Source organism: Rhodobacteraceae bacterium M382, from assembly GCA_025141015.1.
Classification (GTDB): domain Bacteria; phylum Pseudomonadota; class Alphaproteobacteria; order Rhodobacterales; family Rhodobacteraceae; genus Aliisedimentitalea; species Aliisedimentitalea scapharcae.
The window spans coordinates 1931862-1948142 of sequence record CP081098.1 but is presented as its reverse complement, the minus strand read 5'-3'; the positions used below and the strand labels follow the sequence as shown (position 1 = coordinate 1948142).

Here is a 16281-nt window from a genome sequence, read left to right as displayed (position 1 = left end):
GGGATATTCCTTTGTTAGGGCAAACACGGGGTTGTCCCGCGTGTGAATTTTGCGGGAACCTATGCGCTGGTGGGGGTGTTTGCAAGAGCACCCCGCCCCACCAGCCGATCTGATTTCCCCCGGCTCCACGCGCCCCGCCCCCTTGGCCCTGACGCGCTTTCACGTCATGATGAAAGCCAAGGACATTTGAGGCGAGATTTATGGCAAAACCTACCCGCAAAATTGGCGACTGGCTGGGCTTTCGGCAGATCCCCGATTTCACCAAGGCCCGCTGGCTCGGTGGTCTGATTTCGGTCACTGGAAGCCTGATCCTCATCACCTTTGTCGCATTGGTCTTCTGGGAGTTTTTCCTCGCCCTCACCGGCCTTGCCGGGTTTGCCGATGCTGAATCCCAAAGCGCCGCCATCCGCAACATCGGACTGGTCGTGGCGGCAATGATCGGCGTCCCCTTTGTCATCTGGCGTACTGCGGTTGCTCAGAAACAGGTGGATACAGCGCAAGAGTCCCTCTTCAACGATAAGATCAACGCCGCAAGCGAAGACCTCCATGCCATGCGGCAAATCTGGAAAGATGGTGAAAATATCTGGGAAGACGACATTGTTAGGCGTAACGCAGCTATCGATAGGCTGGAGGGGCTGACGAATGAACGACCAGATATCGCCCCAAGGATCTCACGACTACTTTGCGTATACGTTCGTGAACTCTCCAAAGTGTTTCCAGCGGAAGAAGCTCCAGAAGGGGCAACGCGGGAAACTCTGCGCGTGTGGGTTCACGACTTAAACATCATTAGAACAGACGCTGAAAAAGCTGTTCAAGTTCTGGGGAGATTGAAGGACGTTCCGGGTGTAGACGCCTTGGAAATTTCAATAAATCTACAAGAAGCGAACCTTCAAAAACACAATTTGTCTGATTTAAACTTTGAAGACGCAAATTTCCATGGAGCAGCAATGCAAGGTACAAAGATGTTTGGTGCCAATTTGCGCTCCGCATTTTTTTATGAAGCTAGAATGCAAGGTGCCGCACTTCAACGCGCTGAGTTGCAAAAAGCACAGCTGCAAGAAGCTGAGATGGCTGGAAGCTTTCTTACGGGTGCAAACATGCAAAATGCATCCTTTCAGATGGCAGATCTACATGATGCGAGTATGATTTTGGCCAATGTTAAATACGCGGATTTTCAGTTTGCTAATTTGCAACAAGCTAAACTCTTCAGTTCCCAGATGCAGTGCACAGACTTTTCCCATTCGAAACTGCAAGGCGCTACGCTCTATGAAGCTTGTTTGCAGGGGGCGTATTTCCACCGAACAAAGTTGGATAAGGATACAAGTCTGGAGGGAGCCCAGCTAAGAGGGGTAGCCATAAATGATGTTGATCTATCATGCCTGGAAATTCAGCAACACCAGATAGATAGCGTTTTCTATGATGGTTCAGTCACGTTTCCCTCAGAACGACAACGGAATGATAACTGGAGCAAGATAAAAGAACTGTGGGATTTCGACAAGCAACTGGTTGACTGGCAAAAATCCATCGGCTTCGACCCCGACGACCCAACCACGTGGGACGACCCGCAACCCTAACCCGCCCCAACTCGACCAAAATACCCCACTGCGGCCAATCTTCGCCCTCTCCCCCCATTCCAGCTTCCCCTTCGTTAAACCTTGGGGCATATGCTGGAGATATTGATTCAACCGCCTAGGAGCATATCGACATGCATGACATCCGTGCGATCCGTGAAAACCCTGCCGCTTTTGACGCCGCTGTTGCGCGCCGTGGGGACGCGCCGGTGTCATCAACGATCCTGGCGCTGGACGAAGCCCGCCGGGCCAAGATCCTGGCCGCTGAAACCGCACAGGCCGACCAGAACAAGGCGTCGAAATCCGTGGGGGCCGCCAAGGCCAGCGGTGACGAGGCCGAGTTTGAACGCCTGCGCGCGCTGGTGTCCGAGAAAAAGGCCGAAGTTGCCGCCATGCAGGCCGAGGCCAAGGAGCTGGACGCGCAGCTGACGGCCGCGCTCGAGGTGATCCCGAACCTCGCCTATGACGACGTGCCCGTTGGTGCGGATGAGGACGACAACGTCGAAATCCGTCGCTGGGGCACGCCGCGCAGCTTTGATTTCGCGCCCAAGGAACATTACGAACTGGCCGGCGCGCAGGGCCTGGATTTCGAAATGGGGGCCAAGCTGTCGGGGTCGCGTTTTGTGATGATGCGCGGCCATATCGCGCGGCTGCATCGGGCGTTGGCCCAATTCATGCTGGACACGCACACAGGCGAAAATGGCCTGACGGAGGTCAATGGCCCCGTCATCGTGCGCGAAGAAATGATGTATGGCACCGGACAGCTGCCAAAATTCGGCGAAGACAGCTATCAGACCACCAACGGCTGGTGGCTGATCCCGACCTCCGAAGTGACGCTGACCAACACAGCCAATGGCGAAACCCTGGCCGAAGCCGACCTGCCGGTGCGCATGACGTCGCATTCGCTGTGCTTCCGGTCCGAAGCAGGCAGCGCCGGGCGGGATACATCGGGGATGCTGCGCCAACACCAGTTCGAAAAGGTCGAAATGGTGTCGATCACCCATCCCGACCACAGCCGGGCCGAGCTGGACCGCATGACCGAATGCGCTCAGGGTATTCTAGAGCGTCTGGGCCTGCCCTATCGCACTGTGGTGCTGTGCACCGGCGACATGGGGTTCGGCGCACGCCAGACCCACGACATCGAAGTCTGGCTGCCCGGTCAGAACACCTATCGCGAAATTTCGTCAGTGTCGGTCTGTGGCAATTTTCAGGCCCGCCGGATGAATGCCCGCTTTAAACCCACCGATGGCGGCAAGCCGGATTTCGTGCACACGCTGAACGGATCGGGGCTGGCCGTCGGGCGGTGTCTGATCGCGGTTCTGGAAAACGGCCAGAACGCCGATGGTTCTGTCAGCCTGCCCGCTGCTCTGGCCCCCTATCTGGGCGGCAAGACCACGTTGGACAAGGACGGTAAGCTGGTCTGACCAGGGCCCGCTTCCACACACCAAAACCAGGGGGCGCATCGGTCGATGTGCCCCCAATTGCTTTTGCATCGGTCACGGCGCGGTGGCATGGGAGACGATGTTCTGGGCACCGGCCCAAGACAGGCCCATCCAGCGCAGTTCAGGTGGCGCAGTTCAGGTGGCGCAGTTCAGGATTTGCCTGACTTCCCCTTTTTCTTTTTCTTCGGAACTTTCTGACCAGCTTTGATCGCCTGTTCCTTGCGCCGTTCGTGTGCGATGTCGCTTTTGGCTTTGGCTTTGGCCTTCTTGGCCTTGGTTTTGGCCTTTTCCTTGGCCTTGGCAAATTCGACGCTCAGATCTTCGACCTTTTTGGCGGCTTTCTTGGCCTTGGCTTTGGCTTTGGCCTGCTTGCGCGCCCATTGGTCCGCTTCGGCCTTGGCCTTGGCCAGCGCCTGAGCGGCCGCTTTCTTCTTGCTCAACTTGGGCTCTGGTTTGGGGGCTGGTTTGGCGCTGGACACAGGTTGAGCGACCGCCTGTTCGTTCTCGGGGGCCAAAAGGATCTGGGCCGCGGCCAGCAGTTTAACGCCATTGTTCTCGCCAATGCCACGAATGGTCAACAGGCTGGCCAGATCACGCTGCGCCAGATCCTCAACCGACGCGATCCCGTTCTCCCGCAAGACCCGATCCAAAGACTGACCAACGCCACGCAGTTCGATAATGGGTGTCATGTGATCTCCAAATGTTCATTTTTTCGCGATTTCCGATGCAACCTTAGCAAAGAAGTCACACAGATACAGACGAATTTTGGAAAACACCCGATGATCCAGGTGACTAGCCCGTCCCGGGTCGGTTCAGGGAAAGGGAACCAGCCGCTGGCGGTCTTCGTCCCACAACTTGAGCTTTAGCGCCTGAACCGCCTCTATAAACCCGATTCGACGCGGAGCCATGTCTTCGGGCATCGAATGGTGACAGGTTCTGAGCCGATAGGAGGGAATCCGCGCGTTGAAATGATGGATGTCATGCAGGGTGATATTGGCCACAGCCAAATCAAAGAACCACCCGAAGTCCAGACAGGATGCCCCTTGGATCGCGGCCTTTTGCGGGTCCAGATCCGGGCGCCGGTCCCAATAGGTGTCTTCGAAATTGTGCTGCAAATAGACCAGAAACACCCCGATCATCCCCCCCACAAAGGAGAACAACAACCAGATCAGCACGCCAGCTGTCCCTGCCAAAGCGTAGAGACAGCCAAGAAAAACCAAGATGGACACATTGTGCAACAGCACGCCTGCCACGCCGAAACGCACTGTATTCTTGGGCCAGCGGTAGCGAATGAAATAGGTGAACATGGACCCGACCGGGATCAGGATCCAGGGGCTGCGATAGAGACGATAGAACAGTCGGGTTCCGAACCCTGCCTGCTTCCATTCACGTAGGGTCATGGTGTGAATTTCGCCGGTTTCACGCTGTTCCAGATTGCCGACCCCCGCGTGGTGCAGATTGTGGTTCTGCTTCATCACTTCAAAGGGTGCAAAGGTGAACGGAGACAGGACGTGGCCAGCCAGTTCATTCTGGCTGCGGGTTTCAAACAGCGAATGATGCCCACAGTCATGCTGCAACACGTAGAGACGCACAGCAGAAAAGGCATGCACCATCCCGGCGGCAACCAGGATCAGGCCATTGGACGCATAGACAATCGCCAGATAGAGAGAGGTGAAATAGACCGCAAAAGTACCAAAATAGCTGAGCGATGCCAGCCGGTTGTCTTTGTGCGCAAATTGGCGCGTATAGCTTCTGAGATCCATGGTCAGGCCCCAGCCCCAAAGCGGACTGCCTCTGTCAAATTCATTTTCAGGCAGCCGGGCACGTCAGACCAGCGCCAGTTTCGGCAAAGTGCCGCCCAACAGCCCGCTTGGCAAGGGGGCGGAGCGAAAAACCGCGTCCAGGCGGCTGCTACGTTACGTGGCGAACCGGGGATCCGGATCCTGCATCCACGTCTCCATCATAACACTCATGTTCCGCTTGGCTTCTGGGACAGTTCCCGCCCCCTGTGCCAACGTCCCAGCATGGGGTTTGAACTGCGGCAAATGCAACCGGCTGGGCCTGGAATGGAAAATACAGCGCCGGCCCCCTGAGACCAGGAAGTCAGTCGCGGCCCGGTGTTTTGAGGTGTTTGCGCAAACGTGACGAGCCAGGTTTTTTGCGACCCTTATAGGGGTTCTTGTCGTTCTGCCCGCGCATCGTCAATCGGATCGGCGTGCCCGGCATATCAAAATCCTGACGCAACCCATTGATCAGATAGCGGGAATAGGCTTCTGGCACCTTGTCGGGATGGCTGCACATCACCACAAAACCGGGCGGCCGGGTCTTGGCCTGGGTCATATAGCGCAGCTTGATGCGTTTACCCTGTGGCGCTGGTGGTGGGTGCTGTTCCAGCATCCCTGTCAACCAACGGTTCAGGGTCGCGGTCGGCACGCGGCGATTCCAGACATCATAGGCCTTGAGCACGGCCGCATGCAGCCGATCCAGCCCCCGGCCGGTCTTGGCCGACACGGTGATCAGCGGCGCACCGCGCAGTTGCGGCAAAAGCCGCTCGAACGCTTCCTTGAGCGCGCGCAGTTTTTCCTGCTTTTCGTCCTCGACATCCCATTTGTTGACCGCCACGACCACGGCACGCCCTTCGCGCGCGGCCAGGTCTGCAATGCGCAGATCCTGCTGTTCAAACGGAATTGCCGCATCCAGAAGAACCACCACGACTTCGGCAAACTTTACCGCCCGCAGCCCGTCGGACACCGACAGTTTTTCCAGTTTTTCCTGTACTTTGGCCTTCTTGCGCATTCCAGCGGTGTCAAAGATCCGCATGGGCGTGCCCTGCCAGTCCAGCCGCAGCGCAATGGCATCGCGGGTGATGCCGGCTTCGGGACCGGTCAACAGGCGGTCTTCGCCGAGGATCTTGTTGATCAGCGTCGACTTGCCCGCGTTGGGGCGACCCACCACAGCGATTTGCAGCGGTTTTTCAGCGGTCGGCTGCGGGGGCAGATCGTCAAACTCATCCCCCTCCTCGTCAGTATCGTCCAGATCCACGTCCGTTTCGGGCGCATCGTCCCGGGCGCGCTTTTCGAATTCTTCGGACAGCGGCAACAGCTGGGAATACAGGTCGTTCAAACCTTCGCCATGTTCGGCAGACAGGCGGATCGGCTCGCCCAACCCCAGCCCATAGGCTTCGATAACGCCCGAGTCGGCGGCGCTGCCTTCGCCCTTGTTGGCCGCCAGAATCACATGCGCGGACCGTTTGCGCAAAATCTCGGCAAACATTTCGTCAATCGGCGTGACCCCGGCACGGGCGTCAATCATGAACAGACATATATCCGCCATGTCCACGGCCCGTTCGGTCAGGCGGCGCATCCGGCCCTCGAGCGAATTGTCGGTGGCATCTTCGAGCCCGGCCGTGTCAATCACCGTAAAGCGCAAATCACCCAGACGGGCTTCGCCTTCGCGCAGGTCACGAGTCACACCGGGCTGGTCATCGACCAGCGCCAGCTTTTTGCCGACTAGGCGGTTGAACAACGTGGACTTGCCCACATTCGGGCGCCCCACGACGGCGAGGGTAAACGACATTTGCGGCCTGCAATCTCTGAATCAGACGCGCTTCATAGCGCATCCGTGCGTCAACGGAAAGCGTGCAATTCACCCTTGGTCGAAACCACGTACAGTGTTCCGCCCGCTACGACCGGAGCCGTGGTGGCCCCATCCGGCACCTCGATGCTGCGCACCAGAGAGCCATCTTCGGGTTTGAAGAAGCGCAAGAGTCCGTCGTTGGAGGCCAGCACGACCTGCCCGCCTGCCACAATAGGGCCGTAGTGGGCGACGATCTCGGACCGCTTCCTGGGTTTGTTTTTGACAAATCCCGGCAACTCCACCTTCCAGATCACTTCTCCATCGGACTGGGCCAAACGCGCGAGATAATTGGTGTCCGTAACCGAAAACAGGCTGTCACCTGCGGGCCAAAGCGGCCCCAGCGCCCCTTCGTGCTGGGTCCAGATCCGCTGACCCGTGACTGAATCCATCGCCACGGTCCGCCCCGAGTGATTGCCGGTAACGATCTTGTTTCCCACGATCATCGGGCTGCCGGTCACATCCAGAATTCGCGCCGACGCGCTGCCTATCCGACGCCCGGACACCGACGCGTCCCAGCGGCGCAAACCGCCACGTTTAAAGGTCGCAACAACGTCACCCGACCCAAAACTGAACACAGCCAGCTCGGACGCGACCACGGGGGCCGGTGCGCCCAGAACATTCGCAGCGCTCGGGGTTGCAGTCACTTGCCACAGGATGCGCCCATTGTCTGCATTGATGGCCCATCCGGTGTCGTCTCCGGCGATCAGATACACGAAATTGTCAACCACGGTTGGCGTGCCGCTTCCGGTCGCCTCCAGTTCCTGACGCCAGCGTTGCGCACCCGATTTTGCGTCAAAGGCTGTCAGCACACCAAAACCGGATGACACATACAGCGTGCCCTTGTGAAAGGCGATCCCGCCTCCGGTGGCTTCTCCGTCACCGTCCTGGGGCGGTAGAATGGTGGCCTGCCAGACGCGCTGTCCGGATGGCGACACGGCGCTGATGGTCGACGAGGCATCCAGCGTGTAAATCAACCCGCCACCAACCACGGGCGATGCCGTGATCCGCTGGCGGCGTCCATCGCCTTCGCCAATCGAGGTGCTCCAGAGCAGGCGCGGTGCCGCAGACAGGGCCGCATTGTCCGTCCGGTACACTGGCATACCCGGCGATTGGGGCCAGGATGCATTTCTGGACTGACTGGACAGGCGAATCGCCTGCGACCGGTTTTCAACCTCAAGCGCGTCGGCCTGATTGGGGCGAATATCTTCGCGCACCCCAGGCAGGATCACTTCGCGTTCAGAACACCCGGCAAGACCGACCAGAGCGGAACAACCAAGCGCCACCAGACCGGCGCGGGAGCGGTAAAATGCTGCTTTCATTTTGGGTCTGCCCTGTCTTCCTGTTTCTTGCTTGTCGCCTGCCCGTCCAACATTGGTCGCCACGGGCCACCCATCAGGAGGCCGCTGCAGGTGTCCCCCCGAGGGCCACAATCACTTGGCTGGCCCGTTGTTTCAAGTCCGAGCTGGCCTCGGAGTCAACAATGATGGCCTGTAGACGGTCAATCGCAGCCTCGGACTGCCCTTCGGAGATATCCAACAGCGCCAGCTGCTCTTCGCTGAGCAACCGCAACGGCGCGCCAGGTGTGGCAAGGGATTCGAATTGCAGCCGGCGTTCCGCAACCGACAGGGTGTCAGATTGCAGCAACAGCGCCTTGAAGGTTGCGATATTGCGATAAATCTGCGGAACCTCGCCCAGCAACGCCACCTCTTTCAGCTTGGCAACCGCCTTTTCGGTGTCGCCAGCTTCGGCCAGGGCCCCAGCGGCCAACAGACCCGCGATTGCGGCGCTGCCCGCCTGTTCGGTGGCCACATTGCCAAGCGCATCGGCCCGGCCCGCCGCATCATTGGCGGCCAGGGCACCGATCAACGCGTCGCCCAATGCCTGTGCCTGTGCCTGTTCCTGTGATTTGGTGTATTCACGATAGGAGGCCCCACCGACGATCACCAGAATCGCAACCACGCCAATCCAGCCATACCGCTTGAGCATCAAAAACAGACGGTCACGGCGGACCTCTTCGGTCACCTCTTCGATAAAACTGTCTGTGTCGCTCATGTCCTGGCCTCTATCCTGTACTTGCTTCCGGGTTTTCCGGGGGCCAATCCCATTGGCCAACAAGGGTGTCGGACATCTCTTACCCCGCCAGAACAGGCAAGCCAAGTGGCCGCCGAGCCGCATTTTCCCTCAATATTGCGTCCCGAGGCGAAAAAAAATAATCTGAACTGGTTAGTTTAGTCTGGACAACACCTATATCGCCGGTAACCACTGCGTTCGAAATATTGACTTGCCGTGTTTGATTGAGAGAAGACCAATATGCGACTGATCCCGCTTCTTACCGCCATTCTGGTAACCGCCGGACTGTTCTTTGCTGTGTTTCAGCGCGAAGCGTTGCTGGCCTTTGCCCGCAATGATGCCGCAGCTGAACAACCTCCTGCCCCGGAACCGGACGGCGACGGCATGGCAGACGCTGTCGCCGCTGCGGCCGAAACTTCGAGTGCCATCGGCGTTGTTGTGATGCGCAGCGCAGCACAGGCCATCGACAGTGCGGTCGTTCTGCGCGGGGAAACACGGGCCGTCCGACAGGTCGAAGTGCGCGCCGAAACTGCGGGCACCGTGTTGTCCGAACCGTTGCGCAAGGGCGCCCATATCACCAAGGGCGAATTGTTGTGCCAGCTGGACCCCGGTGTTCGGGACGCCAATCTGGCCGAAGCCCGCGCCCGCCTGGTCGAAGCCAAAAGCCGGGTTCCCGAAGCGCAGGCCAAACTGGTCGAAACACAGGCCCGTCTGGCCGAAGCCCAGATCAACCTGAACGCCGCGCAGAAACTGTCCGAAGGCGGGTATGCATCTGAAACCCGACGGGTTTCGGCCGAAGCATCCGAACGTGCCGCCCTGGCCGGGATTGCCAGCGCCGAAGCGGGGCTGGAGGCAACGGCATCCGGGATCGAAGCGGCCGAGGCCGCTGTTGCGGCGGCAGAATGGGACATCTCCCGTCTTGCAATCCGCGCGCCCTTTAACGGGCTGTTGGAAACCGACACCGCGGAATTGGGCAGCTTCATGCAACCGGGCAGCCTGTGCGGCACGGTCATCCAGCTGAATCCGATCAAGGTTGTCGGCTTTGTCCCCGAATCCGAAGTCAACCGGGTGATCCCCGGTGCATTGGCTGGTGCCGAGCTGTCCACCGGCGAGCGGATCACCGGTCATGTCACCTTCCTCAGCCGGTCCGCGGACCCGACCACCCGCACATTCGAGGTCGAAATCACCGTTCCGAACGAAGATCTGTCCATTCGCGACGGACAAACTGCGGATATCGCCATCTCTTCGGCCGGGGCAAACGCCCATAAGGTGCCTCAATCGGCGCTGACACTGAACAATGCCGGTGTTCTTGGGGTCCGAACCGTCGGGCCGGACAATGTGGTCGATTTCATCCCGGTCAAGCTGTTGCGTGACGAAGTGGATGGCGTCTGGTTGGACGGGTTGCCCGAAACCGCAGACATCATCGTGGTCGGACAGGATTTCGTCACCAAGGGCGTTGCTGTTGCACCCACCCTTCGGGAGGCAACCCAATGATCGGCGTCGTCAATTGGGCCGCCGACAGAGCCCGGATGGTTCTGGCCTTTATCGCGATTTCGATTTTGGTCGGGGCCTTTTCCTATGCCAGCCTGCCCAAGGAAGGCGAGCCGGACATCGACATCCCGATGCTGTTTGTATCGGTACAGTTCCCGGGTATTTCGGCGGTGGACAGCGAAAGCCTGCTGATCAAGCCGATGGAAACCGAGATGGTCGATCTCGACGGGTTGGAAAAGATGACCGCCACTGCGGCGGAAAACTATGCGGGTCTGCTGTTGGAGTTCGATTTCGGGTGGGACAAAAGTTCGACCATTGCTGATGTGCGCGACGCGATGAACACGGCCCAGGCCGATTTTCCGGATGGGGCGGAACAATACACCATCAAGGAAATCAACTTTTCCGAATTCCCGATCGTCATCGTCAACCTGACCGGCGACGTGCCCGAACGCACCATGGCCAGGCTGGCCAAGGATCTTCAGGACGATTTCGAGGCCCTGGATGCGGTTCTCGAGGCGGGCATAGCCGGCAATCGTGACGAGATGGTCGAAGTACTGATCGACCCCCTGCGGCTGGAGGCCTATAACGTCACCGCGCTGGAGCTGATCAACGTCGTTCGAAACAACAACCAGCTGATCGCAGCGGGCGAAGTCGAAACCGATCAGGGGACATTCTCGGTCAAGATCCCATCCTCGTTTGATGACGTGCGCGACATCTACGCGCTGCCGGTCAAGACCAACGGCGACCGGGTGGTGACGCTGGGAGAGCTGGCCGAGATCAATTATACCTTCGAAGACCGCAAGGGCACCGCCCGGTTCGACGGCGAAAACACCCTGGCCCTGCAAGTGGTCAAACGCAAAGGGTTCAACCTGATCGACACCGTTGACGAGGTCAAAGCGACTTTGGCAGAGGCACAGCGCAAGTGGCCCAACGAACTGCAAGCCGCCGTGACCGTCGGGACATCGAACGACCAAAGCCGGGTCGTCGGTTCGATGGTGCGCCAGCTCGAAGGATCGGTTCTGACCGCCGTTGCGCTGGTGATGATCGTCATCCTGTCGGCATTGGGGAGCCGGGCGGCGATGCTGGTTGGTTTTGCGATTCCGACCTCTTTCCTTCTGTGTTTTGCCTTTCTGGCGCTGATGGGGGTCACCATTTCCAACATGGTGATGTTCGGTCTGATCCTGGCGGTCGGTATGTTGGTCGATGGGGCCATCGTGGTGGTCGAATATGCCGACAAGCGGATCAAGGAAGGCACCGGCCCGATGCATGCCTATGTCGAGGCCGCACAGCGGATGTTCTGGCCGGTGGTCTCGTCCACGGCCACAACGCTCTGCGCCTTCCTGCCGATGCTGTTCTGGCCCGGCGTTCCGGGCGAATTCATGGGCATGTTGCCGGTCACAATGATCTTTGTCTTGTCCGCGTCTCTGCTGGTGGCGCTGCTGTATCTGCCTGTCGTGGGCGGTGTGTCCGGCCGGATGAGCCGGGTATTCCAGCATGGATCTGACTGGTTGCGTGCAAAACTTCCCTGGCTGGTGCGGGTGATTTTGGTACCGCCTGCGATGTACGGCATGTTTCTGGGCATCATGCAGGTCCTGAATTCATCCTATCTGTTGCCTGGCGTCGGGGTGCCACCCCTGATGGGATCGATCCTGGGGGCGGTGTTGTTTGTGTTCTCGGCTTTTGCCGCGTCCATCACATTGGGGGCAGCGCGGATCGAACGTGCCCCCAAACGTGTGCGCGCAGGGTATCGCCACACTGCGTTCGGCTACCTCATCAAGTTTCTCGTTGGCAATCCGGTCATGCCCATCGTCGCGGTCGGCACCGTGTTTGCCAGCGTGTTCTATGTGGCGGTCGTTTTGTTCCCTGCCAATTCTCGTGGCGTCGAATTCTTTGTCGATACCGAACCGGAACAGGCCACGGTCTATGTCCGGGCGCGCGGCAATACGTCGTTGACGGAAAATGACGCGATGGTTCAGCAGGTCGAAGACGTCATTTCGGCCCACCCTGCGGTGATCAACGTCTTTGCCTTTGCCGGCGAAGGCGGGCTGGACACCGGCGGGCCTGGTGGCGGGCAATCCCCCGCAGATACCGTTGGTCAGGTTCAGTTCGAAATCATCCCCTGGGAAGACCGCCCGACCCAGTCCGAACCCTGGTTCTATGGCCATCTGACCCGACAGGTGACCGCAACCGATTTCACCGGCAATACCGTGATCGACGAGCTCAAGGCCGAACTGGCAAAGCTGCCTGGTTTCGAAGCCGAACTGAATGCGTTGGAACAGGGCCCCGGACAGGGCAAACCGATTCATCTGCGCATTCGCGGCGACAAATGGGAAGATCTCACGAGTTCGGCACTGGCGGCGCGCGCGCACTTCGACAAGACCCCCGGCCTGACCCTGATTGAAGACACCCTGCCCTTGCCCGGTATCGATTGGCAGATCGACGTCGATGTCGCCAAGGCCGGACGCTATGGCGCCGATGTCGCCACTGTGGGGGCCATGGTTCAGCTGGTGACCCGCGGCATTCTGCTGGACACGATGCGGGTCGACTCCTCGGACGAGGAAATCGAAATTCGCGTCCGTCTGCCTGAACATGATCGGGTGCTCTCGACCCTGGATAACCTGAAGCTGCGCACAGCCGACGGATTGGTGCCGTTGTCGAACTTCATCACCCGCAAACCGGTTCCAAAGGTCGCCACCATCAGCCGCATCGACCAGGAGCGGTTTTATGACGTCAAGGCCGATGTGTTGCCGGGGCTGATGAAAGTCGTCGGGCCCGACGCTGAGACCGGCGCAGACAAACGTCTGGCGCTGCTCAGGGCGGTCCCCGAGGGCAGCCAGCCGACGGGTGAAACCATCCAGAGACCGACGGGCGAACAGTTGGAGCTGGTACAGTTGACCGGTGCCGCGACCATCGACGATCTGCGCACGGCTCTGGACGCGGGTGCCCGGTTTGTCCCGGTCAATCCCAGCGAACGGATCGCGGTGATCACCGAATGGCTTGACACTGACCCGCTGTCCCAATCCATCACCTGGGAATGGACCGGTGATCAGGAAGAACAGGCTGAATCCGGTGCCTTCCTGATGAACGCCTTTGCCGGTGCGCTGGGGTTGATGTTCATCATCCTGCTGGCGCAGTTCAACAGTTTCTACAACTCGGTTCTGGTGTTGCTGGCGGTGGTGCTGTCCACGACCGGCGTTCTGATCGGCATGATGGTGATGCAACAGCCGTTTTCGATCATCATGACCGGCACCGGGATCGTGGCTTTGGCCGGGATCGTGGTGAACAACAACATTGTGCTGATCGACACATATCAGGAATTCAGCCGACACATGCCCCGGATCGAAGCGATCATCCGCACCGCCGAGGCCCGGATTCGCCCGGTTCTGCTGACCACCATCACCACGATGGCCGGTCTGACGCCGATGATGTTCGGGCTGAGCCTGGATTTCATCAACGGCGGGTATTCGATCGACAGCCCGACGGCGTTGTGGTGGAAGCAGCTGGCCACGGCCGTGGTTTTTGGCCTTGGGATTGCGACTATTCTGACCCTGATTGTCACCCCATCCCTGTTGGCCATGCGGGTCTGGGTGTCGACCTATGCGGCCTTGGTCCTGCGCCTGCTGGCGCGGATCACTTCTGGCCGGTCCAGCCGCATTGCTCAGGACATGCGCCTGAAAAAGACCATGCGCAAACTGCCCACAACCGAAATCCTGTGGGATGCGGACATCGGCGAGGAAACCACGGGCCCGCGGGCCAACAAACGCCCTCCGACGCAGGCATCAACATCGCTCAAGGCGGCGGAATAAGACCAAGCAAAACAAGAGGCGCCTTACGCGCGCCTCTTGTGACTCTGTGGGGGCACCACCGCACAGGTTGATTCGACTGGATACAGTCGCGCCCAGACAAACCAGCCACGCCGCGCCTGTTTTGCATCCTATTGTTCTGAAGGGTGAAACAGTACACGCGGCGGGTGCCGATTGTTGCGATCCCTACTCACGGTTTGGCTAGAACTTGTATTTCCTTGCGGTTTTACCATAGTGGAAACAGGATCTATCGAGGACCAAACATGAAACGCGTCGCCTTTCGCCTTATCGCCGCTGTGCCTATCTTTTCCTTTTCGGCTGTTTCCGCGTCGGCCCAAAGCTATAGCTGGTGGTCATCCTGGTGGGGGAACTGGAACTATGGGGGCGGTGGCACGACCAGCTCTTCTGTGCCCGAGATTGACGCCTCTACTGGTTCCTTGGCCGTAGCCGCAGTGGCCGCCGCGCTTCTTCTGACACGGGAAATCAAACGTCGCCGTCGCTAACTCGCCCGGTCACCGGGGGTAAGTGAGGGCGCGTACGCTCCCGGCAGAGGCCAGCAATCGCCTGCACGCCCTGCCGGAATCCAAAGAGATAACCCGGTCAGATCAATGACCAGTCGCCGCTCATCGCTGCAGCGATCGCGATGACACCATTTGCTGTTGCATGGGCGATGATGGCATCGGTCACCCGCCCGCGTCGCAACGCTACCAATGCAAAGATGACGCCCGCCACTCCGGCTTCGATCAGGCGCCCATGCAACATCGCAAACGCCAGGCTGGACCCAGCCACAGCAAACACGGTGCGGATCACATGGTCCCCACCAAGCCAGCGCAACAGATAACCCCGAAAAAACGCCTCTTCGATCATCGGCACCAACAGCGATGTTCCAAGGATCCGGCAGATCCCCCAGGCAACCAACGCCCCTGCGCCCAATGTCGACAGGCCCGGTTGTGTCGCGCCGGTCGATGCGGTGACCAACCACCCGACACCGACCAGGCCTCCGGCCGCAAAGGCAGTCGGATCAAACCCCCAATCCAACCCAAGGAATGGTTTGCGGAACACCCACAGAATCGCGACCATGGCGGCCATTTGCACCGGATAGGCCAGCACCGGATATTGCCAAAACGTCTGTGCAAACAGACCCGAGACCATAAAGACGATAAACGGCACAATGAATGCAGCGGTCGTGTCTTCGGTCAGGGGCGGCAGATCTTTGTCCGGCGTGGCGGCGGACGCCCTGTGCAGCGATGGCATGGCCTGGACCACCCACAGCACCCCCAGGGCCAACAGGGTAAAGAACAGCCAACCCGCGAAACTGTGGAACCCGTTGACGGCCAGATCCGGCGACACATATTCCCCGATCAGGATCAAACCGGCAATCCTGAGTACGTTGAAGAACCAGCTGATCAGCAGGGCAATCGGGAATATGAGACCCCAGAACAGGCCCAATTTGACAGTATCCCGCATCAGCATCGAATAGATGGCAAAGAACCCGGCGGTCAGGGCAAACCCTTCGATCCCTGAACATGTATCCGCCACGCCGACAAAGAAATCTCCCGTCCCGATGATCGAGGCGTCGGGATTCAGCGTTACGTCATTGCCCAGAGCGGACAAAACCACCGCCACCCCATAGAACGTGGCCAACAGCAATCCATTCAGCGACCACCACAACGGTGCCAGAACATCGGCAAAATCCGGGATCACAAGCGCGATCAGGACGACCACAGCCAGGGCAACTCCACCGGCCCGTCCAAACCGAACCACATCACGCCAGGACAGCACCATGAACACACCACCCACCGCGGCACAGACCCCGCCCAGGGCGAGGCTCAGGAAATAGGTGGGAAAGGTGCCGTTCAACGTGTTTGCATCCGCAGACAGCCAAGGCAAAAAGATCAGGACCAGCCCGACCAGATGCACAAAACTCCACAACCCGAGCTCGTCTCTGGGCCGCACAGCAGCCGATTGCACCACCTGGCGTCGCAGCTGGGGGCGGAACCAGATGAACACGCCCAGCCCCACCCCCAGACACATCATCCGGATCAGGGCACTGCGCAGCACCCGACAGGCGGTTTCGATATCGGTCAATCGACATTCAACCGATGAAAACACCTGAAATACCAGCACGATGGCCAGAACTTCGAGGGCAAACAGCCCTATAATCCAATAAATCCGGTTCGACACGGTCGTCTTTGGCCTTTGCCCTGTTGTCACCCTGACCTGTTCGTTACCCGACAACAGAGGCAAAGTTTTGGCATCCTGGTGAAA

General features: G+C 59.1%; 11 protein-coding genes. 5 read left to right on the top strand and 6 right to left on the bottom strand.

The window, feature by feature from the left end:
* The first annotated feature begins 200 nt into the window (after window positions 1-200).
* A complete protein-coding gene (locus K3727_08955; GenBank protein ID UWQ92888.1) occupies window positions 201-1574 on the top strand; it encodes a pentapeptide repeat-containing protein in 1374 nt (457 codons plus the stop codon).
* 131 nt (window positions 1575-1705) lie between these two features.
* On the top strand, window positions 1706-2995 hold the full coding sequence (gene serS / locus K3727_08950; protein ID UWQ92887.1) for a serine--tRNA ligase: 1290 nt from the start codon (window positions 1706-1708) through the stop codon (window positions 2993-2995).
* Window positions 2996-3162: 167 nt separating this feature from the next.
* Here the strand turns inward: serS and K3727_08945 are convergent, their stop codons facing one another.
* The 5 genes from K3727_08945 to K3727_08925 form a co-directional block, all read right to left on the bottom strand.
* Window positions 3163-3702, bottom strand: a complete 540-nt coding sequence (locus K3727_08945) for a helix-hairpin-helix domain-containing protein (protein ID UWQ92886.1) — start codon at window positions 3700-3702, stop codon at window positions 3163-3165.
* A gap of 123 nt (window positions 3703-3825) precedes the next feature.
* Entirely contained in the window at window positions 3826-4776 is a 951-nt protein-coding gene (locus tag K3727_08940; protein UWQ92885.1) for a fatty acid desaturase, read from the bottom strand.
* 340 nt (window positions 4777-5116) lie between these two features.
* Window positions 5117-6589, bottom strand: a complete 1473-nt coding sequence (der, locus tag K3727_08935; GenBank protein ID UWQ92884.1) for a ribosome biogenesis GTPase Der — start codon at window positions 6587-6589, stop codon at window positions 5117-5119.
* Window positions 6590-6639: 50 nt separating this feature from the next.
* Window positions 6640-7968: a PQQ-like beta-propeller repeat protein gene (locus K3727_08930; GenBank protein ID UWQ92883.1), complete on the bottom strand. Its 1329-nt coding sequence runs from the start codon at window positions 7966-7968 to the stop codon at window positions 6640-6642.
* 73 nt (window positions 7969-8041) lie between these two features.
* Window positions 8042-8701, bottom strand: a complete 660-nt coding sequence (locus K3727_08925; protein ID UWQ92882.1) for a tetratricopeptide repeat protein — start codon at window positions 8699-8701, stop codon at window positions 8042-8044.
* 258 nt (window positions 8702-8959) lie between these two features.
* Between K3727_08925 and K3727_08920 the strand changes: the two genes are divergently transcribed.
* The 3 genes from K3727_08920 (at window position 8960) to K3727_08910 (ending at window position 14516) form a co-directional block, all read left to right on the top strand.
* Window positions 8960-10213, top strand: a complete 1254-nt coding sequence (locus K3727_08920; GenBank protein UWQ92881.1) for an efflux RND transporter periplasmic adaptor subunit — start codon at window positions 8960-8962, stop codon at window positions 10211-10213.
* Window positions 10210-14016, top strand: coding sequence for an efflux RND transporter permease subunit (locus K3727_08915; GenBank protein UWQ92880.1), 3807 nt, complete (start codon window positions 10210-10212; stop codon window positions 14014-14016). Before K3727_08920 ends, K3727_08915 begins: the two co-directional genes overlap by 4 nt.
* A 260-nt stretch (window positions 14017-14276) precedes the next feature.
* On the top strand, window positions 14277-14516 hold the full coding sequence (locus K3727_08910; protein UWQ92879.1) for a VPEID-CTERM sorting domain-containing protein: 240 nt from the start codon (window positions 14277-14279) through the stop codon (window positions 14514-14516).
* Window positions 14517-14613: 97 nt separating this feature from the next.
* Here the strand turns inward: K3727_08910 and xrtE are convergent, their stop codons facing one another.
* On the bottom strand, window positions 14614-16197 hold the full coding sequence (gene xrtE / locus K3727_08905) for an exosortase E/protease, VPEID-CTERM system (protein ID UWQ92878.1): 1584 nt from the start codon (window positions 16195-16197) through the stop codon (window positions 14614-14616).
* Between the last annotated feature and the right edge of the window lie 84 nt (window positions 16198-16281).

Excerpts from the sequence above, each read along its gene's own strand:
- serS (UWQ92887.1), top strand. The coding sequence starts at position 1,706 with ATGCATGACATCCGTGCGATCCGTGAAAACCCTGCCGCTTTTGACGCC.
- K3727_08910 (UWQ92879.1), top strand. The coding sequence starts at position 14,277 with ATGAAACGCGTCGCCTTTCGCCTTATCGCCGCTGTGCCTATCTTTTCC.
- K3727_08930 (UWQ92883.1), bottom strand. The coding sequence starts at position 7,968 with ATGAAAGCAGCATTTTACCGCTCCCGCGCCGGTCTGGTGGCGCTTGGT.
- der (UWQ92884.1), bottom strand. The coding sequence starts at position 6,589 with ATGTCGTTTACCCTCGCCGTCGTGGGGCGCCCGAATGTGGGCAAGTCC.
- K3727_08915 (UWQ92880.1), top strand. The coding sequence starts at position 10,210 with ATGATCGGCGTCGTCAATTGGGCCGCCGACAGAGCCCGGATGGTTCTG.
- K3727_08920 (UWQ92881.1), top strand. The coding sequence starts at position 8,960 with ATGCGACTGATCCCGCTTCTTACCGCCATTCTGGTAACCGCCGGACTG.
- K3727_08940 (UWQ92885.1), bottom strand. The coding sequence starts at position 4,776 with ATGGATCTCAGAAGCTATACGCGCCAATTTGCGCACAAAGACAACCGG.
- K3727_08955 (UWQ92888.1), top strand. The coding sequence starts at position 201 with ATGGCAAAACCTACCCGCAAAATTGGCGACTGGCTGGGCTTTCGGCAG.
- K3727_08925 (UWQ92882.1), bottom strand. The coding sequence starts at position 8,701 with ATGAGCGACACAGACAGTTTTATCGAAGAGGTGACCGAAGAGGTCCGC.
- K3727_08945 (UWQ92886.1), bottom strand. The coding sequence starts at position 3,702 with ATGACACCCATTATCGAACTGCGTGGCGTTGGTCAGTCTTTGGATCGG.